Raw genomic sequence first — 24,527 nt, 5'->3', positions numbered from 1 at the left:
TCACTCTCCGTCGAGCCAGCGCAATATCTCGCCGCGATTGCCGTCGAGGTCCGGGGCGGGGGTGCGCACGGTGCGATCCTCCGCGCTCGACATCTTGATAGGATTGCCGGGGGCGAGATAGGCCTTGCGCCCGTTCCGGTCGAGCACGTCCACCACCATGTTCCGCGCGGTGATCTGCGGATCCTTCATGGCCTCGTCGATGCCTTGGACGGGCGCGCAGGGAATGCCCGCGGCGGTCAGACGGGCCAGCCAATGGGCGCGCGTCTTCTCCAAGGTGACCGCTTCGATCAGGCGGCGCAGAAGGCGCGCATTCTGCACCCGGTCGGCATTGGTGGCAAAACGCGCATCATCGCTGAGTGGCAGGTTCAGGGCGGTGCAGAGCTTCTCGAAAAGCCGGTCATTGCCCGCCGCCAGCACAATCCGCCCGTCAGAGGTGGCGACGGCTTCCGACGGGGCGATCTCCGCGCTCCGCGTGCCGCGCGGCTCGGGCGTCTTGCCACCCACGGCGCTTTGCGCCACGCCGCGCGATTGCAGGGAAAGCTGCGCATCGAGCATCGCCACGTCGATCCGGCGCCCCTGGCCCGTGCGTTCGCGATCAAAGAGGGCGGCGAGGATGCCTTGAACGAGATACATGGAAGCGGCGATATCGCCGATCGGAGCGCCCAGGCGCACCGGCTCCCCGCCGCGCTCCCCGGTTTCCGCCATGACGCCGCCGCGCGCTTCGGCGATCACGTCGTAGGAGGGGCGCTTCGCATCGGGCCCGGTCTGGCCGTAGCCCGAGATCGATCCATAGATGAGCCGGGGATGGCGCGCCTGCAGCGCCTCATAGCCCAAGCCGAACTTGTCCATGACGCCGGGGCGAAAGCCCTCCACGATGATATCGGCCCGCGCGACGAGCCGCTCGGCGATCTCTTGTCCCGCCTCCGATTTCAGGTCGAGCGCGATGGAGGCCTTGGAATGGTTGAGCGCTGCGAAATGCGCGCTCTTGTCGGCCTTGAAGGGCGGCAGCGCGCGGCCGTCATCGCCCGTGCCCGGGCGCTCGATCTTGATGATGCGGGCGCCGAGATCGGCGAGGATACGTGTCGCAAAGGGGCCCGCGACCACATGGCTGAAGTCGAGGACGATCAGTCCGGCAAGCGGCTGTGACATTGTGAGGGGCTCGTCTGCTCAGGGTCGTGTTTTACACGTTTGAACGCGCTGCAACGCGGCGATGCAAGGGATTTCGGGCGCGCGCGCCGGGATCGGCGGCAAGCTGCTTTCCAGATGGCGCATTCTTCCTGCGCGGGCTCAGCCCCCGGCGCGGCGGGCGTGAAAGACGAAGCCCAGAAGGTTCATCAGGATCTGCGCGGCGAGGATCGCTGTCGATCCGGACGGGTCGTAATCCGGGGCCACCTCCACGAGGTCGATGCCGACGACGTCATGGGCGCGGGCGACCTCCTGCAGGATCTCGAGCACCTCGTAATAGAGAAAGCCGCCATGGGACGGCGTGCCGGTGCCCGGCGCGATCGAGGGGCAGAAGGCGTCGATATCGAGCGTGATGTAGACGCGGGCCCCGGGCGGGATGCGCGCGGCCGCAGCACGGGCGCCAACGCGGCGCACCTGCCGCACCGACAGGATATCGGCGCCCATCGCGCGGGCATCGTCATAGCCTTCCTTCGCGGTGGAGCTGACATTGCGAATGCCAAGCTGGGTGAGGCCGGTGACATAGGGCCGCTCTGCCGCGCGGCGCATCGGATTGCCGTGGCCGTGCCGGACGCCGTGGCGTTCATCGACGAAATCGAGATGCGCGTCGATCTGCAGAACATGGATGTCGCCCGCATCGTCGAAGGCGCGGATCGCGGGAATATTCACCGAGTGATCGCCGCCGATCAGCACCGGAAGCGCTGCGGCGCGCAGGGCGGCACGGATGCCGGTTTCGATATTGGCGTGGCTTTGATGCGTGTCGGTATGGATGATGTCCGCATCGCCCATATCGACGATCTGCACGTCGGGGCCGAGATAGGTGACATCGTCCTCGTGATCGTAGGCGCCTGCATGACCGAAGGAGAACAGCGTGGAGGCTTCCCGCACCGCGCGCGGGCCGAACCGTGCGCCCGCGCGGTATTGCGTGCCTGCATCGAAGGGGGCACCCAGGATCGCCGCATCGGCATCGAGACGGGACCAGTCCGGCTCGAACGGCTTCTTGGCGAAGGTGCAAATTCCGGTGAAGGGCAGGTTGAGTCGGCCCGTATCGTATCCATGGCTCATGCGGTCAGTGTCGACGCAGGCGCGGCCCGTGGCAAGCGCGGATCCGGCGGAATGCGCGCAAGACGCGCATGCAGGTCATGTCCACGGGCAAGCCCGCGGACGGAGGAGGGGGCCGGCCCCCTCTTGGCTCGCAGGCGGGCCAATTCATCCGCTGGGTCCCAATTCGGAAAGGCGGAGGGCAGGGCCCGCGATACTCTCCCCGCAGCATTCGCGTCTTGACCGGACCGGGACGGGACGGTGGCGCGGCCCAGCATATCGGGCCCGCGGCACCTAGAGGGATCAAGGCGCCCTTGTTTCGCGCCCTCGGTTCCCGCATGCGCCGCCCCGCGCAGGCTTTGGTCTGCCGGGCCTGGCCATACCGCTTCACCTTTCCCAAAAAACGCTCTTCTGGCGGCCGTGTGCCATGGCCGTGGCGCGGTCGATCCGCGCATATGCCAGAAAACCCGTGCTTGGCCTTTCCAATCACTCCGCTCCATGTAATAGGGAAGCGCCAAACGAGGCTCCCCACGGAAAGGTCCGACCATGGAGATTCGCGAGGCACTCACCTTCGATGACGTCCTTCTCATTCCCGGTGCGAGCGAGGTCCTGCCCTCGACCGCCGATACCCGCACGCGGGTGACAAAGTCGATCGCGCTCAACATCCCGCTTCTGTCCTCTGCGATGGATACGGTGACCGAGGCGCGGATGGCCATCACCATGGCCCAAGCGGGCGGCATGGGTGTCATCCACAAGAACCTCGGCGTCGAGGAGCAGGCCCGCGAAGTCCGGCGGGTCAAGCGCTTCGAATCCGGTATCGTGTACAACCCCGTGACGCTGACCGCGAACCAGACGCTGGCCGATGCCCGCGCGCTGACGGAGCGCTACGGTTTCACCGGTTTTCCGGTCATCGACGAGGCGCATCGCGTCGTGGGGATCGTGACCAACCGCGATATGCGCTTTGCCGGTCGGGACGACACGCCCGTGCATGCCATGATGACCTCCGAGAACCTCGCCATTCTGCACGAGCCTGCGGATCGCGACGAGGCGATCAACAAGATGAAGGAGCGGCGGATCGAAAAGCTGCTCGTGACCGACAAGGACGGCAAGCTGACCGGCCTTCTGACGCTCAAGGATACCGAGCAGGCCGTCGTGAACCCGACCGCCTGCAAGGACAATCTGGGCCGCCTCCGCGTGGCTGCGGCCACCTCCGTGGGTGATGCGGGCTTCGAGCGGACCGAGGCGCTTCTGGATGCGGGCGTGGATGTCGTCGTGATCGACACGGCCCATGGCCATTCAGCCGGCGTGATCGAGGCCGTGCGCCGCGCCAAGCGTCTGTCGAACGAGCTGCAGGTCATCGCGGGCAATGTGGCGACCGCAGAGGCCACGCGCGCGCTGATCGATGCGGGTGCGGATGCGGTCAAGGTAGGCATCGGGCCGGGCTCGATCTGCACCACGCGCATGGTCGCGGGCGTCGGCGTGCCGCAGCTGACGGCGGTGATGGATTGCGCCGCGGCAGCGGGCGACATTCCGGTCATCGCCGATGGCGGCATCAAGTTCTCGGGCGATTTCGCCAAGGCCATCGCGGCGGGCGCGTCCTGCGCGATGGTGGGCTCGATGCTCGCAGGCACGGATGAAAGCCCGGGCGAGGTGATCCTCTATCAGGGGCGCTCCTTCAAGGCCTATCGCGGCATGGGCTCGCTCGGGGCGATGGCCAGCGGGTCTGCGGATCGGTACTTCCAGAAAGATGCCGCCTCCGACAAGCTCGTGCCCGAGGGGATCGAGGGGCAGGTGCCTTACAAGGGCTCGGCCGGCACGGTGCTCCACCAGCTCGTGGGCGGCCTGCGCGCGGCGATGGGCTATACCGGGAATGCGACGGTCGGCGATATGCGGGGCGGCTGCAATTTCGTGCGCATCACCAATGCGGGCCTGCGCGAAAGCCACGTGCATGACGTGGCAATCACGCGGGAGAGCCCGAACTACCGCATCGGCTAAAAGACGCGCCCGAGATGCAATATGCCCGGTTCGGCCCCTGGCCGCGCCGGGCATTTTTTGTCGCGGAGCAAGGGCAGGAGGTGACGGCCCTGTGAGCGGGTTGGGGGCCTTTCGCGCAGCGGGACACGGCATTCGGGCGCCGAAGACGGAGGCCGCAGAGCACGCCGCGGTCTGACGGTTCCGTGCCGCCACCGTCTTCTGGCAAGGTGCCGCGTGCCCCCCATCGCATCAGGGCTCGATCACACGAGCGCTCCTTTCACTGACGCGCATCTACGCCGAAATTTTCATCAATAGCGCGCTTTGACGCTGCTTCGGGCAGCAGGAGCGCCGCAAACGCCACTCCTTCGCCAACGGAAAGCCGCCGAAAATCCATCCCGGCGGTAACGCGACTGTACATGCAGATCGGATCATGCAACCTAGGCGTGTATCCAGCTGAGAGAAAGGAACTGGCATGAGGTTCTTTGTACTCTGCGCGATGTTCGCGTCCGTATCGACCGCGGCCGCTTCGGGTGAAGCCGCACTCGAGCCTGTCCAACAGAGCGAGCTCAACGCCATGGTCCAGAACGGACAAGCGGCTGAGGCCTTTCTTCACGCCTTCGAGGCCGGGGACGAGTTGACCGAATTCAGTTTCGACGCCGCGGCGGGGGTTGGAGCAAATATCGGTGAAGGGCGCAGATTCACCCGGTTCCCGAGGGCGGATCTGACCGGGGCTGACGAATGGGCCAACCACATCCCGAAGCGCGAAGGCGGTGCGAACGCCACGTCCTGTATCGCTTGCCATAATGCGCCCTTTGCCAACGGCGCGGGCGACGTCGCCCTGAATGTCGTGATCGATCCCGGTCACACCGGCGATCCCTCGAAGTACCTGGAGCGCAATACATTGCCGCTTTTCGCGCTCGGCATTCCTCAACGGCTTGCGGAGGAAATGAGCCTGGAGCTTTACCTGCAACGGGACGCCGCCATCACGAAAGCATGCGGCACCGGACGCGCGGTGGCGCCCCTGTCGGCCAAGACCATCTCCTTCGGCACATTGGAGGTCACACGCCGATCGACCGAGCCCTGCGAAGTTGCCGTCGATACATCCAGGCTGGAAGGCATCGACGATGACCTCGTCGTAAAAGCCTTCGGCTGGAAGGGCACCCATTCGACGATCCGGTCCTTCACCCGAAGCGCGGCGCACAACGAATTGGGTCTGCAAGCGGTGGAACTTGTGGGAGATCTCGACGGGGATTTCGACGGTGTCACCGATGAACTGACCGTCGGAGACATGACCGCCCTCACGGTCTACATGGCCGCGTTGGAAAGGCCCGTCAGCAAGATCGAACTGGCTGATCTGGGATTGCTCGAGCTTTCCGACATTGCGCGTGCGGATATCGTCGCAGGCGAGGCATTGTTCGGGGAAGCCCGATGCGCCAGTTGTCACATCCCTGAGATGGCCCTGTCCGACACCGAATTCCGCGAACCGAGCCGGGTCGCCGGGTTCCATGACGCCACCTTTCCGGACGGGTCTGTTCCTGCGTCTCATGGCCTCGCCGATGCGACCGCCATCGCTTTCGATCTCGCGGCGGATCCGCCCAACAACCGGGTCGAGGCCGTCACAGGCGAAACGTATCATCTGGGCGCGCTCGAACCCTCGGAGGGTGAGGGCGGGATTGCCCGGTGGTTCACGGATCTCAAACGTCACGATATGGGACCTGCGCTGTCGGATCCGGACGATCCGCTTGGTCTTGGCGCGTCGATGTTCCTCACGCGCTCTCTCGCGGGCGTCGGTGTGACCGGCCCGTGGCTGCATGACGGTCGGGCGACCACGTTGAGAGAAGCGATCCTGCTTCACGGTGGAGACGCCTCCGAGAGCGTCGCGCGTTTCGATCAAATGAATGCAGAGGCGCAGGAGAAGCTGCTCGCGTTTCTTGAGAACCTCGTAATGTATCAGGCCGAAGACGCGCACTAGAGCGCGCAAGCGATGCAAGCTGCGGAGACGTGCCTGCGAGCCATGGCGCGATTTTCGACAATGGCGGACACGATCATGTCAGGTCGCGCAGTCAAATCTTCTCAAGAGACCGAAAATTGCGCAGATTTGACCTGAGCGACACCACTTCGGGCTTTTGCAGGGGGCATGGCGGAAGAAAGTTACAAGTCAGCAGGCGCGCACGGCCTTCTTTGGATCGGCGCATCAGGGCGGGGAGGCCACGGCGTTGCGCGGCAATCTCTGCCGTCACGTCTGATCTTCTGCACTGGCCTTGCGTGTTTTGCAGCGCTTTCCGCCGAGGCGCAGGAGCGCGACCCGATGCTGTTCCATGATCGGGACGGCCTGACCGTGCGTGGCCACTTGCAATTCGGATTGAATGCCGTCAGCGAACGCAACCTGTTCTGGGATCTTGCCGCAACCACTGCGCCTGCAAGCGGGTTCGATCCCGACACGAATTGGCTGGAAGGCTATATCACGCCCGGTGTCAGCTTCGAGTACCAGCTCGACGCGGGCGCCAGCATCTACGGCAAGCTTTCGGCGGTGTCGTCCTACACCTGGGGCACGGATGCGTTCGATACGGGCGATACCGGTGCGGAGACGCTCGAAGAGGCTTATCTCGGCATCGGCGGCGATCTGAACAACGGCCTGTCCTACGATGTCTCGCTGGGACCGCGCGAGTTGACGCTCGGCACCGGCATGCTGATCGCGAATGGCGCGACCAGCGGCTTCGAACGGGGCGCGCTGAAATTCGGGCCGCGCAAGGCGTGGGAGAAGGCGGCGATCGGGCGGCTGTCCTACGGCGCGGTGACCGGGACGGCCTTCTACCTCGATCCGAACGAGCTGCCCTCGACGGACGGAAAGAACGAGCTGGCGGGGTTTGATCTGCGCGTCGACGATCCAGCGGGCGGATATCTCGGCGCGACGTTCGTGAACGTTCTGAAGTCCGACACCCCTTATCCGCAGGCTGCCCCGGGCGGGATCGGCCCGCCCTCGGTCACGACGGGTGCGCGCGAGGGGACCAAAACGCTCGGGTTCTACGCCAAGACAAATTCATTCACCGGGCCGCTCGAGAACTGGGTCTTCACCGGCGATCTGGCCTACCAGTGGAACGACCGGACCGATCTCGAGGCCTGGGCCGGCCGGGTCACCGCCGGATATACCTTCGCGAACGTGGCGTGGTCGCCGAACCTGACGCTCGGATACCAGACCTTTTCAGGCGACGATCCGGATACGAGCACACTCGAGCGGTTCGACCCGCTCTACTACCAGGGCAGCCCGAGTGCCTGGGCGACCGGGTCGAAATCCGCCTCGACCTTCATCAATTCGAACGTGAATGCCCTGACGCTGGCCCTGCGCGTGCAGCCGACGAAGCAGGACACCGTCACGCTGCGCTACGCCCATATCCGCGCCAACGAGCTGAACTCCCCCGTGCAATTCGGTCAGGCGACGCGCGTCGACGTGAACGGGAACGTCGTGGCGGGCGTCACGGAGGCGCATCTCGCCGATGACCTCTTTCTCGAATACAGCCGCATCCTCAACCGCAACACATTCCTGACGGCCGGTTTCTCGGTATCCTATCCCGGCGAGGCGATCGATGACGTGATCGGCGGTTCTGCAGACCCTTGGACAGGAGGTTTCGTCAATGTCGTCGTCAATTTCTAATCTTGCCGCGATGGTCGCAGGCGCGGTCCTGTTCCTTGGCGTGCCGGGCAGCGCAGAGGCGCAGACCGAACCGCTGACGGCGCAGGACTCTGACCCCAACGTGATGGGCTGGATGCAGGGCTTCCCGCCGCCGCCCGACAGGATCATCACGCAGCCCGACAGCGTCTATTTCAGCTTCCCGCGGCTGCGCTGGTCGGTCTGCCACCTGCGGGAATTCCTGCCGACAGAAGAGATCAGCCGCGGCTTGGGCGCGCCGGTTCCGCTCGATTATCCCAGCCCGGCGGAGTTTGCCGAACTGCGCCAGCAGATCGACGCCCTGACCTTCACGCCGCAGAACAGCGACGCGGAGATGACGTGGGAAGAGTCGCTCTACGCCAATTACACCGACGGCATGCTGATCCTGCACGAAGGCGAGGTAGTCTATGAGCGCTATTTCGGCTGCCTCGAGGAAGACGGCAAGCACGCGATCATGTCGATGACGAAGTCCTTCACCGGCCTTCTGGCCGAGATCATGGTGGTCGAAGGCACGCTCGACGACGCGGCGCTCGTGCGCGACATCATCCCCGAGATTGGCGACAGCGCCTTCGCCTCGGCGACGGTGCGGCAGGTCATGGATATGACCACCGGCGTCAAGTATTCCGAGGATTATTCCGATCCCAACGCCGATATCTGGCTTTATTCCCGCGCCGCGAGCCCGCTGCCCAAGGCCGAAGATTACGAGGGCCCGGACGGCTACTGGGAATATCTCCAGCAGGTGGAGCCCGAGGGCAGTCACGGCGACGAGTTTCACTACAAGACGATCAATTCCGACATGCTGGGCTGGATCATCAGCCGCGTGTCGGGCCAGTCGGTGACCGAGCTGGCCTCGGACCGGCTCTGGCGGCGCATGGGTGTCGAGCAGGACGCCTACCAGACGGTCGACGGCAAGGGCGTGCCCTTCGCGGGAGGCGGTATCACGGCGGGCCTGCGCGACCTTGGGCGCCTGGGCCAGTTGATGCTAAACGAAGGCGAGATCAACGGCGAGAGGCTCTTCCCGGCCGAGGTCGTGGAAAAGATCAGCGCGGGCGGCGACCGCTCCAAGTTCGGCGACGGATTCCCGACCTTCGGGCCGGGCAGCTACACCAGCCAGTGGTGGGTCTTGCACAACGATCACGGCGCATTCGCGGCCCGCGGCGTGCATGGCCAGACGATCTATGTCGACCCGACCGCAGAGATGGTGCTCGTGCGCCTCGCCTCCTTCCCGCAAGCGCAGAACGGCTTCATCGACCCGACCTCGCTTCCCGCCTATCAGGCCGTGGCCGAGTTCTTGATGGATCGCCGCTGATCCCGGAGGCGATGATCCGGGCTGCCGATCAGGTTGTCCGTCCGTGCCAACGTGGCGAGCGTAGCAATTGCAGCGCGAGGCGGGCCGCGTCGGCGCAACTCTCGGATCTTCCGAATCGCCGCCCGGAAATCGCGCGCGTCTGTCCCTTCTGGAAACCCCGGGCGCGATCTTGCATTACTGATTTGGACAGGGGTGTTTAGCCCCACCGGAATGAATGGCGCTCCGCATGCCACGCCGGGCGCAAGGGAGGAGGCAGGGATGCCCTATGACGCCGAAACACGCCCAGAGGCCGCTTGGGTGAGTGACGCCCCCATCGTGCACAGCGCAAGCATCATCTCCGTATCCCGCAGAAGCCAAATATCCGAAGGGAGCACCGCATGATCTACGATGGACCCGAATTGGCCCGCACGCCCGCCAATTTCGCCGCGCTCTCGCCGGTCTCGATCCTGAAACGCGTGGAGCGGGTGCATCCCGAACTGCCCGCGCAGATCCATGGCCGCATTCGCCGCAACTGGGGCGAGGTGGCGGATCGGTGCAAACGTCTGGCCTCCGCGCTGCAAAAACGCGGGGTGAGCAAGGGCGATACCGTGGCGCTGATTGCGCCCAACATCCCCGAAGCGCTGGAATGCGCGCTGGCTGTTCCCATGCTCGGGGCCGTTCTGAATGCCAACAATGTCCGGCTCGATGCGGGCACGATCGGCTACATCCTCGATCACGGCGAGGCGAAGGTGCTGCTGGTCGATACCGAGTTCTCCGCCATGGCGGCGGAGGCGGTGGCGCAATCGGGCCGGGACCTTCTGATCATCGATATCGAGGACAGCGAAGGGCCGGGCGGGGAGCGGATCGGCGCGCTCAGCTATGACGATCTGCTGGCCGAGGGCGATCCCGATTTCGCCTATGCGCTGCCTGACGATGAATGGGACGCGCTGGCGCTCAATTACACGTCGGGCACGACCGGTCGGCCCAAAGGCGTCGTCTATTCCCATCGCGGCGCCTGGACCAACGCGGTCAACAACGTGGTCACCTGGGAGATGCCGCATCATCCGGTCTACCTCTGGACCCTGCCGCTGTTTCACTGCAACGGCTGGTGCTTTCCCTGGACGATCACGCTCCTGGGCGGCTGCCATGTCTTCCTCCGCGCGCCGCGGGCCGATGCGATCTATGCGGCTTTCGCGGATCATGGCGTCACGCATCTTTGTGGCGCGCCGATCATCATGTCGATGATTGCAGGCGCAGGGCCGGATGACCGTCGCGACTTTCCGCAAAAGATCCGCATGATGACCGCTGCAGCACCGCCGCCCGCCTCCGTCATCGCCAGGATGGAAGACATGGGCATCGAGATCACCCATGTCTACGGCCTGACCGAGGTCTATGGCCCGGCCGTTGTCTGCGCCGAGAAGCCCGCCTGGCGGGATCTGCCCCTTGCGGAGCGCGCGCGACTGAAAGCGCGGCAGGGCGTGGCCTACGAATTGCAGGAGGACGTGCTGGTCCTCGACCCGGAGACCGGCCAACCCGTGCCCTGGGACGGCGAGACCCAGGGCGAGATCGTGTTCCGAGGCAACATCGTGATGAAGGGCTATTTCAAGCAGCCCGAAGAGACCGAGAAATCCTTCCGCGACGGCTGGTTCTGGTCGGGCGATATCGCCGTGCAGCATCCCGATGGCTACGTGGAGATCCGCGACCGGGCCAAGGACATCATCATCTCGGGCGGCGAGAATATCTCGTCCATCGAGGTGGAAAAGGCGATCTATACCCATCCTTCGGTCAGCCTGGCCGCCGTGGTGGCGATGCCCGACGAGAAATGGGGCGAGGTGCCCTGCGCCTTCGTCGAACTTGCGCCGGGGGCTTCGGTCTCCGAGGAGGCGCTTCTCGACCATGCTCGAGAGCGCCTTGCGGGGTTTCAGAAGCCGAAGCGTGTCATCTTCGGGGATTTGCCCAAGACCTCGACCGGCAAGGTCAAGAAGAACGAGCTGCGCCAGACCCTGAAGGAAGCAGGCCCGAGTTGAGCGGGGACGCGGGCGCTGACGCCTCCGGGCTGGGATAATGCGCTGCGCCGATCCGCCTGTGCCGGTGATGTCGCTCTCCCGGACTGGGGCACTGCCGCTCGAAGGCGCGCGAGACCCGTCGCGGCTGCCGCCACCGCCTTTCAGCCGCTGACTTTCCTCCGCGGGCGCATATGCGTAGAGGTAGCCGCACGCACAGATCGATGCGGTGGAGTGGCAAATTATGAGCGATGAGTTGCAACAAGATCGGCGCGTGAACCGCGTCGGGATACCGACCAAGCGGACCCATTTCGCAGCGCAAATCGGCGCGTTCCTGTGACGCCCGCTGCCCGCATACAGGTCGCCGCAGACATCCTCGATCGTGTGGCTGATGGCGAGGCCGTGGAACAGGCTTTGACCCGCTGGGCTCGGAACGCGCGCTTTGCCGGATCGAAGGACCGGGCGGCGATCCGCGATCACGTCTTCGACGCGCTCCGGATGTGGCGCTCGACAGCCGCCGCGGGCGGGGGAGACAGCGGTCGGGCGCGCATGATCGGTCTCTTGCGGTTGCAGGATCAGGACCCGTCCGCGCTATTCACGGGGGAGGGCTACGCGCCCGAGCCTCTGTCGGCCGAAGAGGCCGAGACGCAGGATCCAAGCCCGGACGACCTCCGCGATCTGCCCGATTGGCTGTGGCCGGTCTTTACCGAAAGCCTCGGGGAGGATGCGCCGCGCGTCGCCGAAGCGCTGCGTCATCGCGCACCGGTCAGCCTGCGTGTCAACACACTCAAGTCGGACCGGGCGACCGTGGCGACAGAGCTGGCGGACGAGGGTATCGAAACCCGCCACAACCCGCGTGCCGATACGGCCCTGACTGTGCTGTCCAACCCCCGCCGCGTGGCGCAGTCGCAGGCCTACCAATCAGGCAAGGTCGAGTTGCAGGATGCGGCGTCCCAGGCCGCCGTCGCGGATCTGCCGCTGGCGCCCGGTATGCGGGTCCTCGATTATTGTGCAGGCGGTGGCGGCAAGGCCTTGGCGATGGCCGCGCGGCTCGGCACGCGGGTCGAGGCCCATGACGCGGCGCCCGCGCGCATGCGCGATCTTCCCGCCCGTGCGGCTCGCGCTGATGCGGATATCGCGATAACGGCGCGTCCCGATGGCCCATACGATCTGATCCTGTGCGATGTGCCCTGTTCCGGCGCGGGCACCTGGCGGCGTGCACCCGAAGCGAAATGGCGTCTCACGCCCGAACGCCTGTCGGATCTTGCCGAGACGCAACGCACGATCATGGATGCGGCGGCGGCACTTTTGGCCCCGAACGGAACCCTAGCCTATGCCACATGCTCCGTGCTGGCCCCAGAGAACGAGGCCCAGGTCGACACTTTTCTCAAGCGCCACAAGGGGTTCCGGCGGGCTCTGCAATGGCGAATGTTGCCGGACACAGATGGGGACGGCTTCTTCTTTGCACTCTTGATGCGTGCATAGATCATCGAATTAATCAACTCCTAGTAGTAATTCTGGGGAGCTTTAGGGAATCTTAAGGCTTCGGGGAGAGGATATCGGCCAGTCGGTCGGTCGGGGAGTTGCGGATGGCTTCAGATATGGCGCAAGGCGCATCCCGGAAAACGTTCCGGGCGGGTCCTCTGCTCGCTGCGTGTGTCATCATCGCTGTATTCGGCACGGTGTACATTCTCGACCTTCCGATAAACTTGCCTCTGATGTTGGGGACGCTGCTGGTTTTCGTGATCGCTGTGCAGCTGGTGCGGACCTTGCGGCGACAGGGCCGAACTGCGGCGCGGGTGACGGCCATCTCATACGACGCCTTGATCGAAAGCGATCCGGTCGCAAGCTTCGTCTGCGATGACGAGGGGGCGATCCTGGCTCTGAATGCCCCGGCCGAGGCGCGGTATTCATTGACCAAAGGCATGTCGCTCGGTCTGGTCTTCGCTTCCGACCTGGCCGATCCCGACGCACTCATCCGGGCGCTTGCCGACCGCGCGGCGTCCGCGGGCTGGACGCGCGAGACGATCCTGTGCGGCACGGACCGGGTCGATGTGACCGTTCGGAAAACCATCGGTGTCTTTCACTGGCGGCTGGATCATTCGGCAGGGGTTCATGCGCTTTTGAAGGACACGCCGCTCTTGTCGCTCGGGCGCCAAGGGGTCGTTTTGTCGATGAACAAGGCTGCGCGCGATCTGGTGGGGCACCGCCCCAGAAACGCCGCCCAACTGGTGGCCGATCCCCCGATCGAAGCGTCCCGCGTCTACGAGGTGCTGACGCTGGGTGGCGCGCGTCCGTTTCAGATCTCGCTCCTCGATGATTCGCCCGGGCGCCGCGAAATTGCGCTTTTTCCCGTCGCGCGCCCCGCGGAATCAGCGGGCACCGCATTGCAGGATCTGCCCATCGCTCTGCTCAAGGTCACGCCGGAGGGCAAGATCGTCTTCGCCACAGAGCAGGCCCGCCGCCTGCTTTCGGCAGATACGATCGAAGGCCAGCCCGTGGCCCGGTTCATGGAAGGGCTGGGCCGGTCGATCACCGATTGGCTGCAAGATGCCGCCGCCGGGAAGGGGCTTACCAAATCGGAGTTTCTGCGCCTGTCGCGCGATGATCGCGAGGTTTTCGTGCAGGTGACCCTCGCGCGCGTTCAGGAAAAAGGCCGAACGCTTCTCGTGGCCGTTCTCAACGACGCGACCGAGCTCAAGACCCTTGAAGCGCAATTTGTCCAAAGCCAGAAAATGCAGGCGATTGGCCAATTGGCGGGCGGTGTGGCGCACGATTTCAACAACCTGCTGACCGCAATCTCGGGCCATTGTGACCTGATGTTGCTGCGCCACGATCCGGGCGATCCGGATTACGGCGATCTCATTCAAATCCACCAGAATGCCAATCGGGCTGCCGGCCTCGTGGGGCAGCTTTTGGCGTTCTCACGCAAACAGACGCTTCGGCCTGAAATTCTCGATCTGCGTGAGACGCTCGCCGATCTCACGCATCTTCTGAACCGACTCGTCGGTGAGAAGACGACACTCACCTTGCGCCACGACCCGCTTTTGCCTCCGATACGGGGCGACCGTCGTCAGCTTGAGCAGGTCATCATGAATCTCGTCGTGAATGCCCGTGATGCCATGCCGGACGGGGGTCGAATCGAGGTTGAGACCGATTGCGTATCGCTCACCGCGCCGCTTGAGCGGGACCGCGTCAAGCTGCCGCCCGGGCAATACGTGGTGGTGCGCGTGACCGATGCCGGGACGGGTATTCCAAACGACAAGCTGCAAAAAGTATTTGAGCCGTTCTACACCACCAAGCGGCTGGGCGAGGGAACGGGCCTCGGCCTATCGACCGTCTACGGCATCATCAAACAGACGGGTGGGTACATTTTCGTCGATTCAGAATTGGGGCAAGGCACGACCTTCAGCCTTTATTTCCTGGCGCATGAGAAACAGGCCGACACGCCCTCAACGGTAGTGGAGCCGCCGCAGCGCGCCCCGACTTTGGGCCGCGATGGCGTGATTCTCCTCGTCGAAGACGAGGCGCCGGTCCGCGCATTCGCGTCGCGCGCGTTGCGCCTTCGCGGCTACACCGTGATCGAGGCGGACAGCGCGGAAGCCGCGCTGGACATCTTGTCGGACAGCTCCGTCGAGGTGGATCTGTTCGTCTCGGACGTGATCATGCCCGGGCTGGACGGGCCAAGCTGGGTCAAGAAGGCGCGGGAAGATCGCCCGGATGTCGGCGTGATCTTCGTGTCGGGATATGCGGAGGATGCCCTGGAACGGACGGGATCCGACATGAGCAACATGGCTTTCCTGCCGAAGCCATTCTCTCTCAACGCCTTGTCCGAGATGGTTCAGCAGCAGCTCGGATGAGGTGCGATATCGCCGGACACATGCCGCCACGCATCTCCTGCGGTCAAAGCGGTAGATACGGAACGCTCTCTCCCGCATCGGCGGGGGCTGCATTTGGGCTGCGCACGACGAGCGCGTCGGCCGCGTTCAACACGGACAACAGCCCGGAATCCTGCCGCTCGAACACCTCAAGCGTGCCGTCCTTGAGACGCGCCCGCATGTAATGCGCCCGCGGGCCGTTTGGCTCAAGCGGATGGGCGAGAGGGGCCGTCAAACGCGGGGCAGGCGAGGCGCCCAATCCCTGCATGGCACGCAGCACGGGAATGACGAAAACGTGGCCGCAGACCATGGCTGAAACCGGATTGCCGGGCAGGCCGATCATCATCGCCTGACCCAAGCGCCCCGCCATCAGCGGCTTTCCGGGCCGCATCGCCACCTTGTAGAAGGACCGCTCCAGCCCCAGGTTTTGCGAAACCTCGGCCACCAAGTCATGATCGCCAACGGACGCGCCGCCAACGGTCACAACCAGATCGGCATCGTCGACCAACCCCAAGACCGTCGCCAAAGAGGCGTGATCGTCGCGCGCAATAGGCAGAAGGCGGGTCTCCGCGCCCACGCTTTCGAACAAGGCGGCCAGACCGTAGGTGTTCGATGCGACGATCTGGTCGGGGCCCGGCACCTCGCCGGGTGACACCAGCTCATCCCCTGTCGCGATGATGGCGACGCGGGGTTTCCGCGTTGCGATCACCCGCGATACGTTCATCGCGGCCAGAAGGGCGATGTCGCCGGAACGCAATATGCGCGGCGCGTCTATCCGGGCCCCGGCGGTGAAATCATTGCCCGCTGGCCTGATATAGGTCGCGCGATCGGGCGAATCCGCAACCGTGATCGTGTCGCCGGAGCGCGTCACGTCTTCCTGGATGATGATCCGCGCCGCGCCGTCCGGGACCGGCGCGCCCGTGAAAATGCGCACGGCCTGTCTAGGCCCGACCGTGCCGCCGAAGGCTTTGCCCGCAACGGCTGTACCAATGACCTCGAAACGATCGCCGGGGGCGGCTGCCATTACCGCGTAACCATCCATGGCCGAGGCCGGGAAAGGAGGTTGGTCGCGCTCGGCCACGGCATCTTCCCGCAGGACACGGCCCGCAGCCGCGCGCAGCGCAACCGGCTCGGTCTCCAGAACCGGGGTCAGGGCAAACAACGCATCAAGCGCCGTCTCGACCGAGATCATGGCGCCTCGAACCGGCCGGACTTGCCGCCATCTTTCAGCGTCACGTGGATGCCGCCGATCTCCATGGTTTTATCCACGGCCTTGGCCATGTCATAGACCGTCAGGGCCGTGGTCGAGACCGCGGTCAAGGCCTCCATCTCGACACCGGTCTGCCCAGTCGTCTTGACGCTCGCTTCGATCCGAAGTCCCGGCAGGTCCGGATCGGGCGAGATCTCGACGGCGACCTTGGTCACGGGAAGCGGATGACAGAGCGGGATCAGGTCGGGCGTCTTCTTTGCACCCATGATGCCCGCGAGCCGCGCCACGCCGATCACATCGCCCTTCTTGGCCCGGCCTTCGGTAATGGTCTCAAAGGTTTCACGGGCCATCTTCACCCAGCCCGTTGCGGTCGCGATACGCGAGGTGACAGCCTTGTCGGAGACATCGACCATGTGGGCATCGCCCTTGGCGTCGAAATGGGTCAGACCATTTGCCATGGGTCAGACCACCGGATCGGCAAGGAGCCGCGTGGTCGCTGCTTCGACATCCGCCTGGCGCATCAGCGCCTCGCCGATCAGGAAACTGCGCACGCCGACCGCGGCCATTTCCGCCAGGTCTTCCGGCACGAACAATCCCGATTCCGAGATAACGAGAGCGTCTTCGGGCATCGCTCCGGCAAGTGCCTTCGTTGTCTCGAGGGAGGTCTCAAACGTGTGCAGGTTGCGGTTGTTGACGCCGATCATGCGCGATTTCAGCTTGTGCGCGCGCTCCAGCTCAGCCGCGTCATGCACTTCGATCAGGACGTCCATGCCCCAGTCGAAGGCGGTCGCTTCCAGCTCCGCCGCCTGGCCGTCATCGATCGACGCCATGATCAGCAGGATGCAATCGGCATGGAGCGAGCGTGCCTCGACCACCTGGTAGGGGTCGTAAATGAAGTCCTTGCGGATCGCGGGCAGGCGCGTCGCGTTGCGGGCCTGGCTGAGATAGGGCTTCGCCCCCTTGAAACTGGGCGTGTCGGTCAGCACCGACAGGCAAGTGGCGCCACCGCGTTCATAGGCCTGGGCGAGGGTTGCGGGGTCGAAATCCTCGCGGATCAAACCCTTGGAGGGCGAGGCCTTCTTGATCTCGGCGATCAGCCCGTACCCGGTCGCTTGGGCGCGGCGCAGCGATGCCTCGAAACCGCGCACGGGGTCGGCGGCGCGGGCAGCCTCCTCGATCAGGTTCAGGGGCATGGTCGCCTTGTCGGCAGCGACTTCCTGCAGTTTGTAGGTCTTGATCCGGTCGAGAATGGTCTCGGTCATGTCCGCGTCCAATCGATTTCCTTGTCGCCCCGAGACCTAAGCCAAGCGTTGATCCGGGAAAAGGGCCGTGACCCGAAAAAGCCCCGCCGTGCGGAGAGCGGCGAGGGATGCGGCGCCTCGAGCACGAGATGCGCGTCGCCCGTGATGAAGGGGCGGAAGGATTGTGCATGCGCGCCCCAAAGCACGAAGGCGCGGGGTTGCCCGGACAGCGTGACAAGCACCTCTTCGGTCAATTGCCGCCAGCCGAGTTTCGCATGTCCGCCCGCGGTGCCCGCTGGCACGCTCAGCGCGGTGTTGAGCAAGAGCACACCCTGCGCGGCCCAGTCGGACAGGTCACATTCCTCACGTGACACATTCAGGTCGGAATGCAACTCCTTGAAAATGTTTGACAAGCTGCGCGGAAGGGGGTGCGTGCCCGATGCCGCGGAGAAGGCCAGCCCATTGGCATGTCCGGACGTGGGATACGGGTCCTGCCCAAGGATCACGACGCGCACATCCTCCGGACGCGCGGCTTCGAGCGCTGCGAAAATCTGTGCGGAGGGCGGCAGAACGCGCCGGTGCTCTGCCTCCAGCGCCGCCGCGATGCGGGGCCAATCGGTGCGGAAGAAGGGCAGATGCGCCCAGGACGCGGGCGGTGTCGGGGCGCTCACGCCTGCGACAAGCGCGCCAGCGCCTCGACCCGCGCGCGCGCAGCGCCGCTGTCGATTGATTCGCTGGCCATCCGCGCGCCATCCTTGAGGTCAGGCGCCTTGCCCGCGACCACCAGCGCCGCGGCAGAATTCAAGAGAACCGCATCGCGATACGCGCCCGCTGCGCCCTCGAGAAGGGCGCGAAAGGCCTGGCCGTTCTCTTCCGGCGTGCCGCCAAGGATCGCCTCGAAGGGATGTTCGGGCAGGCCTGCCTCTTCGGGATGCAGCTCAAACTCGCGGATGGCGCCGTCTTCAAGCGCTGCCACCCAGCTGATCCCGGCGATCGACAGCTCATCGGTGCCGTCGCCGCCATGGACAAGCCAGGCGCGTTCGGAACCCAATTCCTGAAGCACCTCGGCCATGGGCCGGATCATTCCGCGCGAGAAAGCGCCGGTCAGCTGTCGTTTGACGCCCGCGGGATTTGTGAGCGGTCCCAATATGTTGAAGATCGTTCTTGTCCCAAGCTCCTGCCGGGTGGGACCGACATGGGCCATGGCCGGATGGTGCATCGGGGCCATCATGAAGCAGATGCCCGCCTCGCGCAGGATCGCCTCGACCCGGGCGGCCTCGATCATGACGTTGACGCCGAGCTGGGTCAGCGCGTCGGCCGCGCCCGATTTCGACGACAGGTTGCGGTTGCCGTGCTTGGCCACCGTGACGCCCGCGCCCGCCACGACGAAGGCCGTCGCGGTCGAGATATTGAGCGTGCCCTTGCCGTCGCCGCCGGTGCCGACAATGTCCATCGCGCCTTCGGGGGCGGCCACCTTGTTGCACTTGGCGCGCATGACGCGGGCGGCTGCGGTGTATTCCGGCACGCTTTCCCCGCGCGTGCGCAGCGCCATGAGAAGCCCGCCGATCTGGCTCGGTGTGGCCTCGCCTTCGAAGAGAAGCGTGAAGGCGCGCTCGGCCTCGTCTGCGGTCAGCGGGCGCTCGGCAGCGGCCCCGATCAGCGGTTTCAGCGCATCGCTCATGCCATCACCGGCAGAAGATCGGTGAAATTTTTCAAAAGCTTGTGCCCATGTTCGGAGGCAATGCTCTCGGGATGGAATTGCACGCCATGGATGGGCAGGTCGCGATGCGACAGGCCCATGATGGTGCCGTCCTCAAGCTCCGCCGTGATCTCGAGGCAATCGGGGAGTGTCTCGCGGTCCACAACGAGCGAGTGATAGCGCGTCGCCTCGAAGGGCGAGGGCAGACCGGCGAACACGCCTTTGCCCTGGTGGTGCATCACGCCCATCTTGCCATGCACGATGTCGGAGTGCCGCTGCACGCGCCCGCCGAAGGCCTGACCGATGGTCTGGTGACCGAGGCAGACACCCATGAGGGGCGTGCCGGTTTCGGCGGCGGCATGGGTCAGGGCCAGGCAGATGCCCGCCTGATCGGGATCGCAGGGACCGGGGGACAGCAGAATGCCCGCAGGCTTCATGGCCATCGCCGCCTGTACATCGAGCGCATCGTTGCGACGCACCACAACCTCGGCGCCAAGCTCGCCCAGGTAATGCACAAGATTGTAGGTGAAGCTGTCGTAATTATCGATCAGAAGAAGCATGCACGCGCCTGTTTTCGCCGGTTTGCGCCCCTCGGGTCTGCCGAGAGGGCTGGTCCGGCAGGGATGATTTCCGGTATAGATGGGCCGAGCGGTCCGCCGAGGTCAAGGGCAGGGGACACCCCTTGCAAACACGACCCGGCCAAGAAGACCGCAGGCAGACGCCCGAGGCGTCCGAAGAAGGCAAACGAGGGGTCGAGCAATGGCGCGCGGATTACTGGCTGGTGCAGCGACGGGACTGGTGATTTCAGTCGCGGGCGCTGCGGGATTGTCGCTGTTCATGGGCTACCCGCCGACGCCGGATGGGGTGCTGCCCGAACCGGCCGTCTCCGACAGCGCCGTGCCCGAAGGCGCGGCCCCGGAGGCTGCGGGCGATGCAGGGATAGCCCCTGCCGGTGAAACGACCCCGGGCCCTGCCGGCAATGTGACCAGCCTCGAGACGCCCGCCCCCGATGCGGCATTGCCCGAAGGCACGGACACAGATCCCGCGGCGGTTCCGGATGTCGCAGGCGAAAGTGCCGCCCTGCAGGCGCCGGACGAGATGACGGGCGAGACCGGCATGGATCGGCAGGCTGATCCTGCGGGGACGGAGACGAGCGGCCCGGCCTCCGCGCCCATGCTGGAGCAACCCGATCCCACGACGGAAGCCGGTGTGGCGGTGGTCACGGATCCGGCCCAGCCGCCCATGCCCGAGATGCCGCAGGACGACATCGCACTGGCCGCACCAATGCCCGAGGCGGAAGATGCCGTACCGCTCATGCCGCGCAGCGACGATCCGGCACCTGAGACGACCCCGAGCCCCAGTGGCATGGACGCGCCCGATGGGGTACAGGATCCCGCCCCCGAAGCGGCCTCCGATCCTGCGCCCGCGCCGTCCATCAGCTTGGAAGACGCGCCCGAGGTGTCAGCGGAAGCGCCGGAAGACGAGGGCGCAGATACGGAGGACACCCCGCCCGAGGCTCAGGACGAGATCGCAGCGCTTACCCCGCCCGCGGAGGAGAACGACGCAGATCGCCCTGGCATCGGCCAGCCCGCACGCTCGCTGACCGATCGCGAGGATTCCGCCCGCAGCACGCGCCTTCCCACCATTGGTGATGCGCCCGAGGCGGGTGCGGAGAACGACAGCGACACCGCGGCCGCAAGCGGGGCGAACGCCGGGGCAGGGGCCGGACCCTTCCAGCGTTATGCCGCCCCGGTCGATATCGCAGCGGACACGCCGCGCATGGCTGTCATCCTGATCGATGACGGCTCCGGCCCGCTGGGACCCAATGCGCTCGATGCGTTTCCCTTCCCGGTCACCTTCGCGGTCGATCCGGCCGCCAGCGATGCGGCACAACGCATGGCGGGCTACCGCGAAAAGGGCTTCGAGGTGCTGGCCCTGATCGACCTGCCCGAAGGCGCGCGCCCGAGCGATCTGGAAGTCACTTTCGAGTCGGCCTTCGGCACGCTGACCGAAGCGTTGGGCGCGCTGGAAGCGCCGGGGGCAGGGATGCAGGCCTCGCGTGAATTGAGCGAACAGGTCGCCTCCTATCTCGGCGCGTCCGGCCATGGCCTTGTGATGCAGGGCAAGGGGCTCAACACGGCCACGTCGCTCGCGCGCCGCGAGGGCGTGCCTGCGGGTGCTGTGTTCCGCGATATCGACGGCGACGGACAGGATCCCGGCGTGCAGCGGCGGCTGCTGGACCGCATGGCGCTGCGGGCGCGGCAGGACGGCCAGGTGATCGCCCTCGGGCGGCTCAAGGCGGACACGCTGTCGGCGCTGCTGCTCTGGGGTTTGCAGGACAGGGCGGGCGCGCTTGAACTGGTGCCCGTCTCGGCGGTCATCGGGCAGGAGTGACGGGGCGCCCCGGAGGCGGGTCGTCTGTGGATCAGCGGCGGGGCTTTGACGCCTCGTCCGTGACCCAGGCTTCCAGCGACCGGGCCAGATCGCCATAACCCGTCGCTCGGCGTTCGAACCGGAGACCAAGCCGCGCCGCGCAGGCGCGCGCCTTCTCCGTCAGCGCCGGATCGTCGGTCTGCGCCTGGTAGACCAGTGTTTCGTAATGGGCGAAATACATGTCCCGCAGCTCAGGGTGCCGGTCGAGGCCGAGCGGCTCCCATACGAAGGCATCGAATTGCCGGACGAGGAAATCCGTCAGGTAGAAGGCGGTCATTTCCTCCTGCGCGGCGAATGTCGCGTTGCCCTCGAAGAAACTGTAGCAATGCGGTCCTTCCAGCATCTCGACGCCCATCTCCACGCAGGCCGCTTCCAGCGCGCCCCCGGTGCCGCAATCCCCGTATAGCACGTAGACCCGATCATAGTCTTCGCGGCGCCCGGTCACGGCCTCGCGCACGGCGGGTGTGATCTTTTCAGGCGTGTTGTGCAGGATCGCGGGCAGGCAATGCAGGTCGAGATGATCCCAGCCATTGGCGGCCTTCAGGTCGATGATCTCGCGGGCGAGCGCGCCGCAGGCCAGCAGCAGGATACGACCCGCGCCCGTTGCGGCGAGGCCTTCGTCGCGCAATCTGTCGGTGTTGGTGTCGTCAGCTGTGGCTGTCGTCATAGGGGACATGTTCGAGGCCCCAGCGGGCCAGAAGCCCGGCGATCAGAATGACGGGGAGCACGGCCAGGACGCCGAAGGCACTCATGGCCCAGACGGTCAGAGCCGCCGCGGCGATGACCAGCAGAATCATGAGAGCGAATGATGTCACAGGCATGAGAACTCCTTTCCTACGGGTAATATGGGCCAGCAAGTGTTAAATAAAAAGCCCCATCCGCTTGGATGGGGCCAATCTGTCGCGTCAGGACGGGAATGCCGTTAGGTCAACCGGCTGCCCGCTGGTTGTGACGCCGGGCCACGAGGCTTTTCGCGGTATCCACGGCGACCGCCGCATCCCGGCAATAGGCATCTGCCCCGATGGCCTTGCCGAATTCCTCGTTCAGGGGCGCGCCGCCCACGAGCACGATGTAATCGTCCCGGATGCCTTGCTCCTTCATCGTGTCGATCACGACCTTCATGTAGGGCATGGTGGTGGTCAGAAGTGCAGACATGCCGAGGATGTCGGGCTGCTCCTTCTCGATCGCTTCGAGATAGCTTTCGACGGCATTGTTGATGCCGAGGTCGATCACCTCGAAGCCCGCGCCCTCCATCATCATCGATACGAGGTTCTTGCCGATATCGTGGATATCGCCCTTCACCGTGCCGATCACCATCTTGCCCATCTTGGGCGCGCCGGTTTCGGCCAGAAGCGGTTTCAGGATGGCCATGCCGCCCTTCATCGCGTTGGCCGCAAGCAGCACCTCGGGCACGAAGAGGATGCCATCGCGGAAATCGCGTCCCACGATGGTCATGCCAGCAACCAGGCCTTCGGTCAGGATCTTGTAGGGCTCCCAGCCCCGTTCGAGCAGGATGTTCACACCCTCCTCGATCTCTTCCTTCAGACCGTCGTAAAGATCGTCGTGCATCTGCGGCACGAGTTCCTCGTCGGGAAGGTCCGACAGGATCAGATCGTCTTCTTCGTCAGACATGCCTCACGTCCTTTCCTTCGGCGCACCGATAGGCACCGGCCGCCGTGTTCATTCGACCATGAGCGCCAAAGCGCCCGGATTGTCCGCCGGATTGCGACGCAGGGCGCGCCGCTTCCGACCTTTTCGCCTTGGGCCCGCCCAGTGTGACGCGGAAACCATTGCGAATGTTCTTACTTCGTTCTAATTTGCCGCCATGCCGCGCCACATCACTCATATTGACGCAGAGGCGCGCCCGGGACGGGGGGCGGCCAGCCGCGATGCGGGCCGGTTCGAACGGTTCGCGCGCGAAGACGCCCATGACGGCTGGGACATCGCCGAGGAGCGACGCGTCGAACGCACCGAAGTCAGTGACGAGCGGCCGCGCTCCGTGATCAACTACACGCGCTCGCCCGATCTGCCCTTCGACCGGACGATCAACCCCTATCGCGGCTGCGAACATGGCTGCATCTACTGCTTCGCGCGCCCGACCCATGCCTATCTGGGCCTGTCGCCGGGGCTCGATTTCGAGACGCGCCTCATCGCGCGACCCGAGGCGCCGGACGTGCTGGCGCGCGAGCTGCGCAAACCCGGCTATCGTCCGGCGACCATCGCGATCGGCACCAATACCGATCCCTACCAGCCGCTGGAGAAAGAGCGCCGCATCATGCGCGGGTTGCTCGAAGTGCTGTGCGAGCACAATCACCCGGTGGCCATCGTCACGAAGGGCACCCTGATCGAGCGCGATATCGACATCCTGTCCGAAATGGCCGCGCGCGGTCTGGCGCGCGTCGGCATTTCGGTGACCACGCTCGACCCGGTGCTGTCGCGCCGGATGGAGCCGCGCGTTCCGGCGCCCGCGCGCCGTCTCGCGACGATCCGGCGTCTGACGGAGGCGGGTATCCCCGTGCGGCTCATGGCCTCTCCGCTCGTGCCGGCACTGACCGATCCCGAGCTTGAGGCGATCCTCGAAGCCGGGCGCGATGCCGGTGCGGATGCCGCGACCTGGATCATGCTGCGCCTCCCGCGCGAGGTCGCTCCCCTCTGGCAGGACTGGCTCGAGACGCATTACCCGAATGCGGCGGGCCGCGTCATGGCGCGGCTGCGGGAAATGCATGGCGGCGCGGTCTATTCGTCCGAATGGCACAAGCGCATGCGCGGCGAGGGGCATTACGCCCAGATCATCGCGCACAGATTCGCGCTGGCCACGAAGCGGCTTGGCCTCGATCGCGCGACGGCACCCCTGCGCACCGATCTTTTCGCGGTGCCGCCGCGTGCGGGCGACCAGCTGGCGCTGTTCTGA

The 24,527-nt window shown here is 65.3% G+C and carries 20 protein-coding genes; 9 read left to right on the top strand and 11 right to left on the bottom strand.

Translation table 11 applies throughout. The annotated features are described in order from the left end of the window. Together FIV09_RS11055 and speB are read right to left on the bottom strand one after the other, a co-directional pair. Positions 1-1,149 (bottom strand): CaiB/BaiF CoA-transferase family protein, encoded by a 1,149-nt coding sequence (locus FIV09_RS11055; protein ID WP_152449998.1) that lies wholly within the window; start codon positions 1,147-1,149, stop codon positions 1-3. Between the two features lie 138 nt (positions 1,150-1,287). Then, positions 1,288-2,247 (bottom strand): agmatinase, encoded by a 960-nt coding sequence (gene speB / locus FIV09_RS11050; protein WP_152449997.1) that lies wholly within the window; start codon positions 2,245-2,247, stop codon positions 1,288-1,290. Between the two features lie 522 nt (positions 2,248-2,769). On the opposite strand from speB, the gene guaB reads away from it, so the two are divergent. The 7 genes from guaB to FIV09_RS11015 all read left to right on the top strand — a co-directional run bounded on the left by guaB (position 2,770) and on the right by FIV09_RS11015 (position 15,015). Continuing rightward, positions 2,770-4,218, top strand: a complete 1,449-nt coding sequence (gene guaB, locus FIV09_RS11045; protein ID WP_152449996.1) for an IMP dehydrogenase — start codon at positions 2,770-2,772, stop codon at positions 4,216-4,218. A 451-nt stretch (positions 4,219-4,669) separates the two neighbouring features. Further along, complete coding sequence (locus tag FIV09_RS11040; protein ID WP_152449995.1) at positions 4,670-6,169, top strand: di-heme oxidoredictase family protein; 1,500 nt, start codon at positions 4,670-4,672, stop codon at positions 6,167-6,169. A gap of 336 nt (positions 6,170-6,505) precedes the next feature. After that, positions 6,506-7,849, top strand: a complete 1,344-nt coding sequence (locus FIV09_RS11035; RefSeq protein WP_152449994.1) for an alginate export family protein — start codon at positions 6,506-6,508, stop codon at positions 7,847-7,849. Further along, on the top strand, positions 7,830-9,173 hold the full coding sequence (locus tag FIV09_RS11030; RefSeq protein ID WP_172975692.1) for a serine hydrolase: 1,344 nt from the start codon (positions 7,830-7,832) through the stop codon (positions 9,171-9,173). Before FIV09_RS11035 ends, FIV09_RS11030 begins: the two co-directional genes overlap by 20 nt. A gap of 377 nt (positions 9,174-9,550) precedes the next feature. Continuing rightward, complete coding sequence (locus FIV09_RS11025; protein WP_152449993.1) at positions 9,551-11,179, top strand: acyl-CoA synthetase; 1,629 nt, start codon at positions 9,551-9,553, stop codon at positions 11,177-11,179. Positions 11,180-11,491: 312 nt separating this feature from the next. Further along, complete coding sequence (locus tag FIV09_RS11020; RefSeq protein ID WP_152449992.1) at positions 11,492-12,640, top strand: RsmB/NOP family class I SAM-dependent RNA methyltransferase; 1,149 nt, start codon at positions 11,492-11,494, stop codon at positions 12,638-12,640. A gap of 233 nt (positions 12,641-12,873) precedes the next feature. Further along, positions 12,874-15,015 (top strand): ATP-binding protein, encoded by a 2,142-nt coding sequence (locus FIV09_RS11015; protein ID WP_152449991.1) that lies wholly within the window; start codon positions 12,874-12,876, stop codon positions 15,013-15,015. 43 nt (positions 15,016-15,058) lie between these two features. Here the strand turns inward: FIV09_RS11015 and glp are convergent, their stop codons facing one another. From glp to FIV09_RS10985, 6 genes are read right to left on the bottom strand one after another with little or no spacing between them, the layout of a single operon-like run. Continuing rightward, positions 15,059-16,225: a gephyrin-like molybdotransferase Glp gene (gene glp / locus FIV09_RS11010; RefSeq protein ID WP_152449990.1), complete on the bottom strand. Its 1,167-nt coding sequence runs from the start codon at positions 16,223-16,225 to the stop codon at positions 15,059-15,061. Then, positions 16,222-16,701 carry a cyclic pyranopterin monophosphate synthase MoaC gene (gene moaC / locus FIV09_RS11005; RefSeq protein ID WP_152449989.1) on the bottom strand — a complete coding sequence of 160 codons (480 nt, stop codon included), beginning with the start codon at positions 16,699-16,701 and terminating at the stop codon, positions 16,222-16,224. The genes glp and moaC overlap by 4 nt, the downstream gene beginning before the upstream one ends. A 3-nt stretch (positions 16,702-16,704) precedes the next feature. Beyond that, a complete protein-coding gene (trpC, locus tag FIV09_RS11000) occupies positions 16,705-17,505 on the bottom strand; it encodes an indole-3-glycerol phosphate synthase TrpC (protein WP_152449988.1) in 801 nt (266 codons plus the stop codon). Continuing rightward, on the bottom strand, positions 17,502-18,155 hold the full coding sequence (locus FIV09_RS10995; RefSeq protein WP_152449987.1) for a uracil-DNA glycosylase: 654 nt from the start codon (positions 18,153-18,155) through the stop codon (positions 17,502-17,504). The genes trpC and FIV09_RS10995 overlap by 4 nt, the downstream gene beginning before the upstream one ends. Next, positions 18,152-19,165: an anthranilate phosphoribosyltransferase gene (trpD, locus tag FIV09_RS10990; RefSeq protein ID WP_152449986.1), complete on the bottom strand. Its 1,014-nt coding sequence runs from the start codon at positions 19,163-19,165 to the stop codon at positions 18,152-18,154. The genes FIV09_RS10995 and trpD overlap by 4 nt, the downstream gene beginning before the upstream one ends. Further along, positions 19,162-19,743, bottom strand: a complete 582-nt coding sequence (locus FIV09_RS10985) for an aminodeoxychorismate/anthranilate synthase component II (protein WP_152449985.1) — start codon at positions 19,741-19,743, stop codon at positions 19,162-19,164. Before FIV09_RS10985 ends, trpD begins: the two co-directional genes overlap by 4 nt. Before the next feature lie 199 nt (positions 19,744-19,942). On the opposite strand from FIV09_RS10985, the gene FIV09_RS10980 reads away from it, so the two are divergent. Then, positions 19,943-21,577, top strand: a complete 1,635-nt coding sequence (locus FIV09_RS10980; protein ID WP_172975691.1) for a divergent polysaccharide deacteylase family protein — start codon at positions 19,943-19,945, stop codon at positions 21,575-21,577. A gap of 31 nt (positions 21,578-21,608) precedes the next feature. Here FIV09_RS10980 and FIV09_RS10975 read toward each other — a convergent pair whose 3' ends face one another. From FIV09_RS10975 to FIV09_RS10970, 3 genes are all read right to left on the bottom strand, one after another. Then, entirely contained in the window at positions 21,609-22,283 is a 675-nt protein-coding gene (locus FIV09_RS10975) for a DUF1638 domain-containing protein (protein ID WP_152449983.1), read from the bottom strand. After that, complete coding sequence (locus tag FIV09_RS20405) at positions 22,264-22,437, bottom strand: hypothetical protein (protein ID WP_172975690.1); 174 nt, start codon at positions 22,435-22,437, stop codon at positions 22,264-22,266. Before FIV09_RS20405 ends, FIV09_RS10975 begins: the two co-directional genes overlap by 20 nt. A gap of 106 nt (positions 22,438-22,543) precedes the next feature. Beyond that, positions 22,544-23,248: a B12-binding domain-containing protein gene (locus FIV09_RS10970; protein WP_152449982.1), complete on the bottom strand. Its 705-nt coding sequence runs from the start codon at positions 23,246-23,248 to the stop codon at positions 22,544-22,546. A 193-nt stretch (positions 23,249-23,441) separates the two neighbouring features. Between FIV09_RS10970 and FIV09_RS10965 the strand changes: the two genes are divergently transcribed. Then, entirely contained in the window at positions 23,442-24,527 is a 1,086-nt protein-coding gene (locus FIV09_RS10965) for a PA0069 family radical SAM protein (RefSeq protein WP_152449981.1), read from the top strand.

Source organism: Roseivivax sp. THAF197b (assembly GCF_009363255.1).
Classification (GTDB): Bacteria; Pseudomonadota; Alphaproteobacteria; order Rhodobacterales; family Rhodobacteraceae; genus Roseivivax.
The sequence above is the reverse complement of the archived record's forward strand: the minus strand, read 5'-3'. Positions and strand labels throughout refer to the sequence as shown.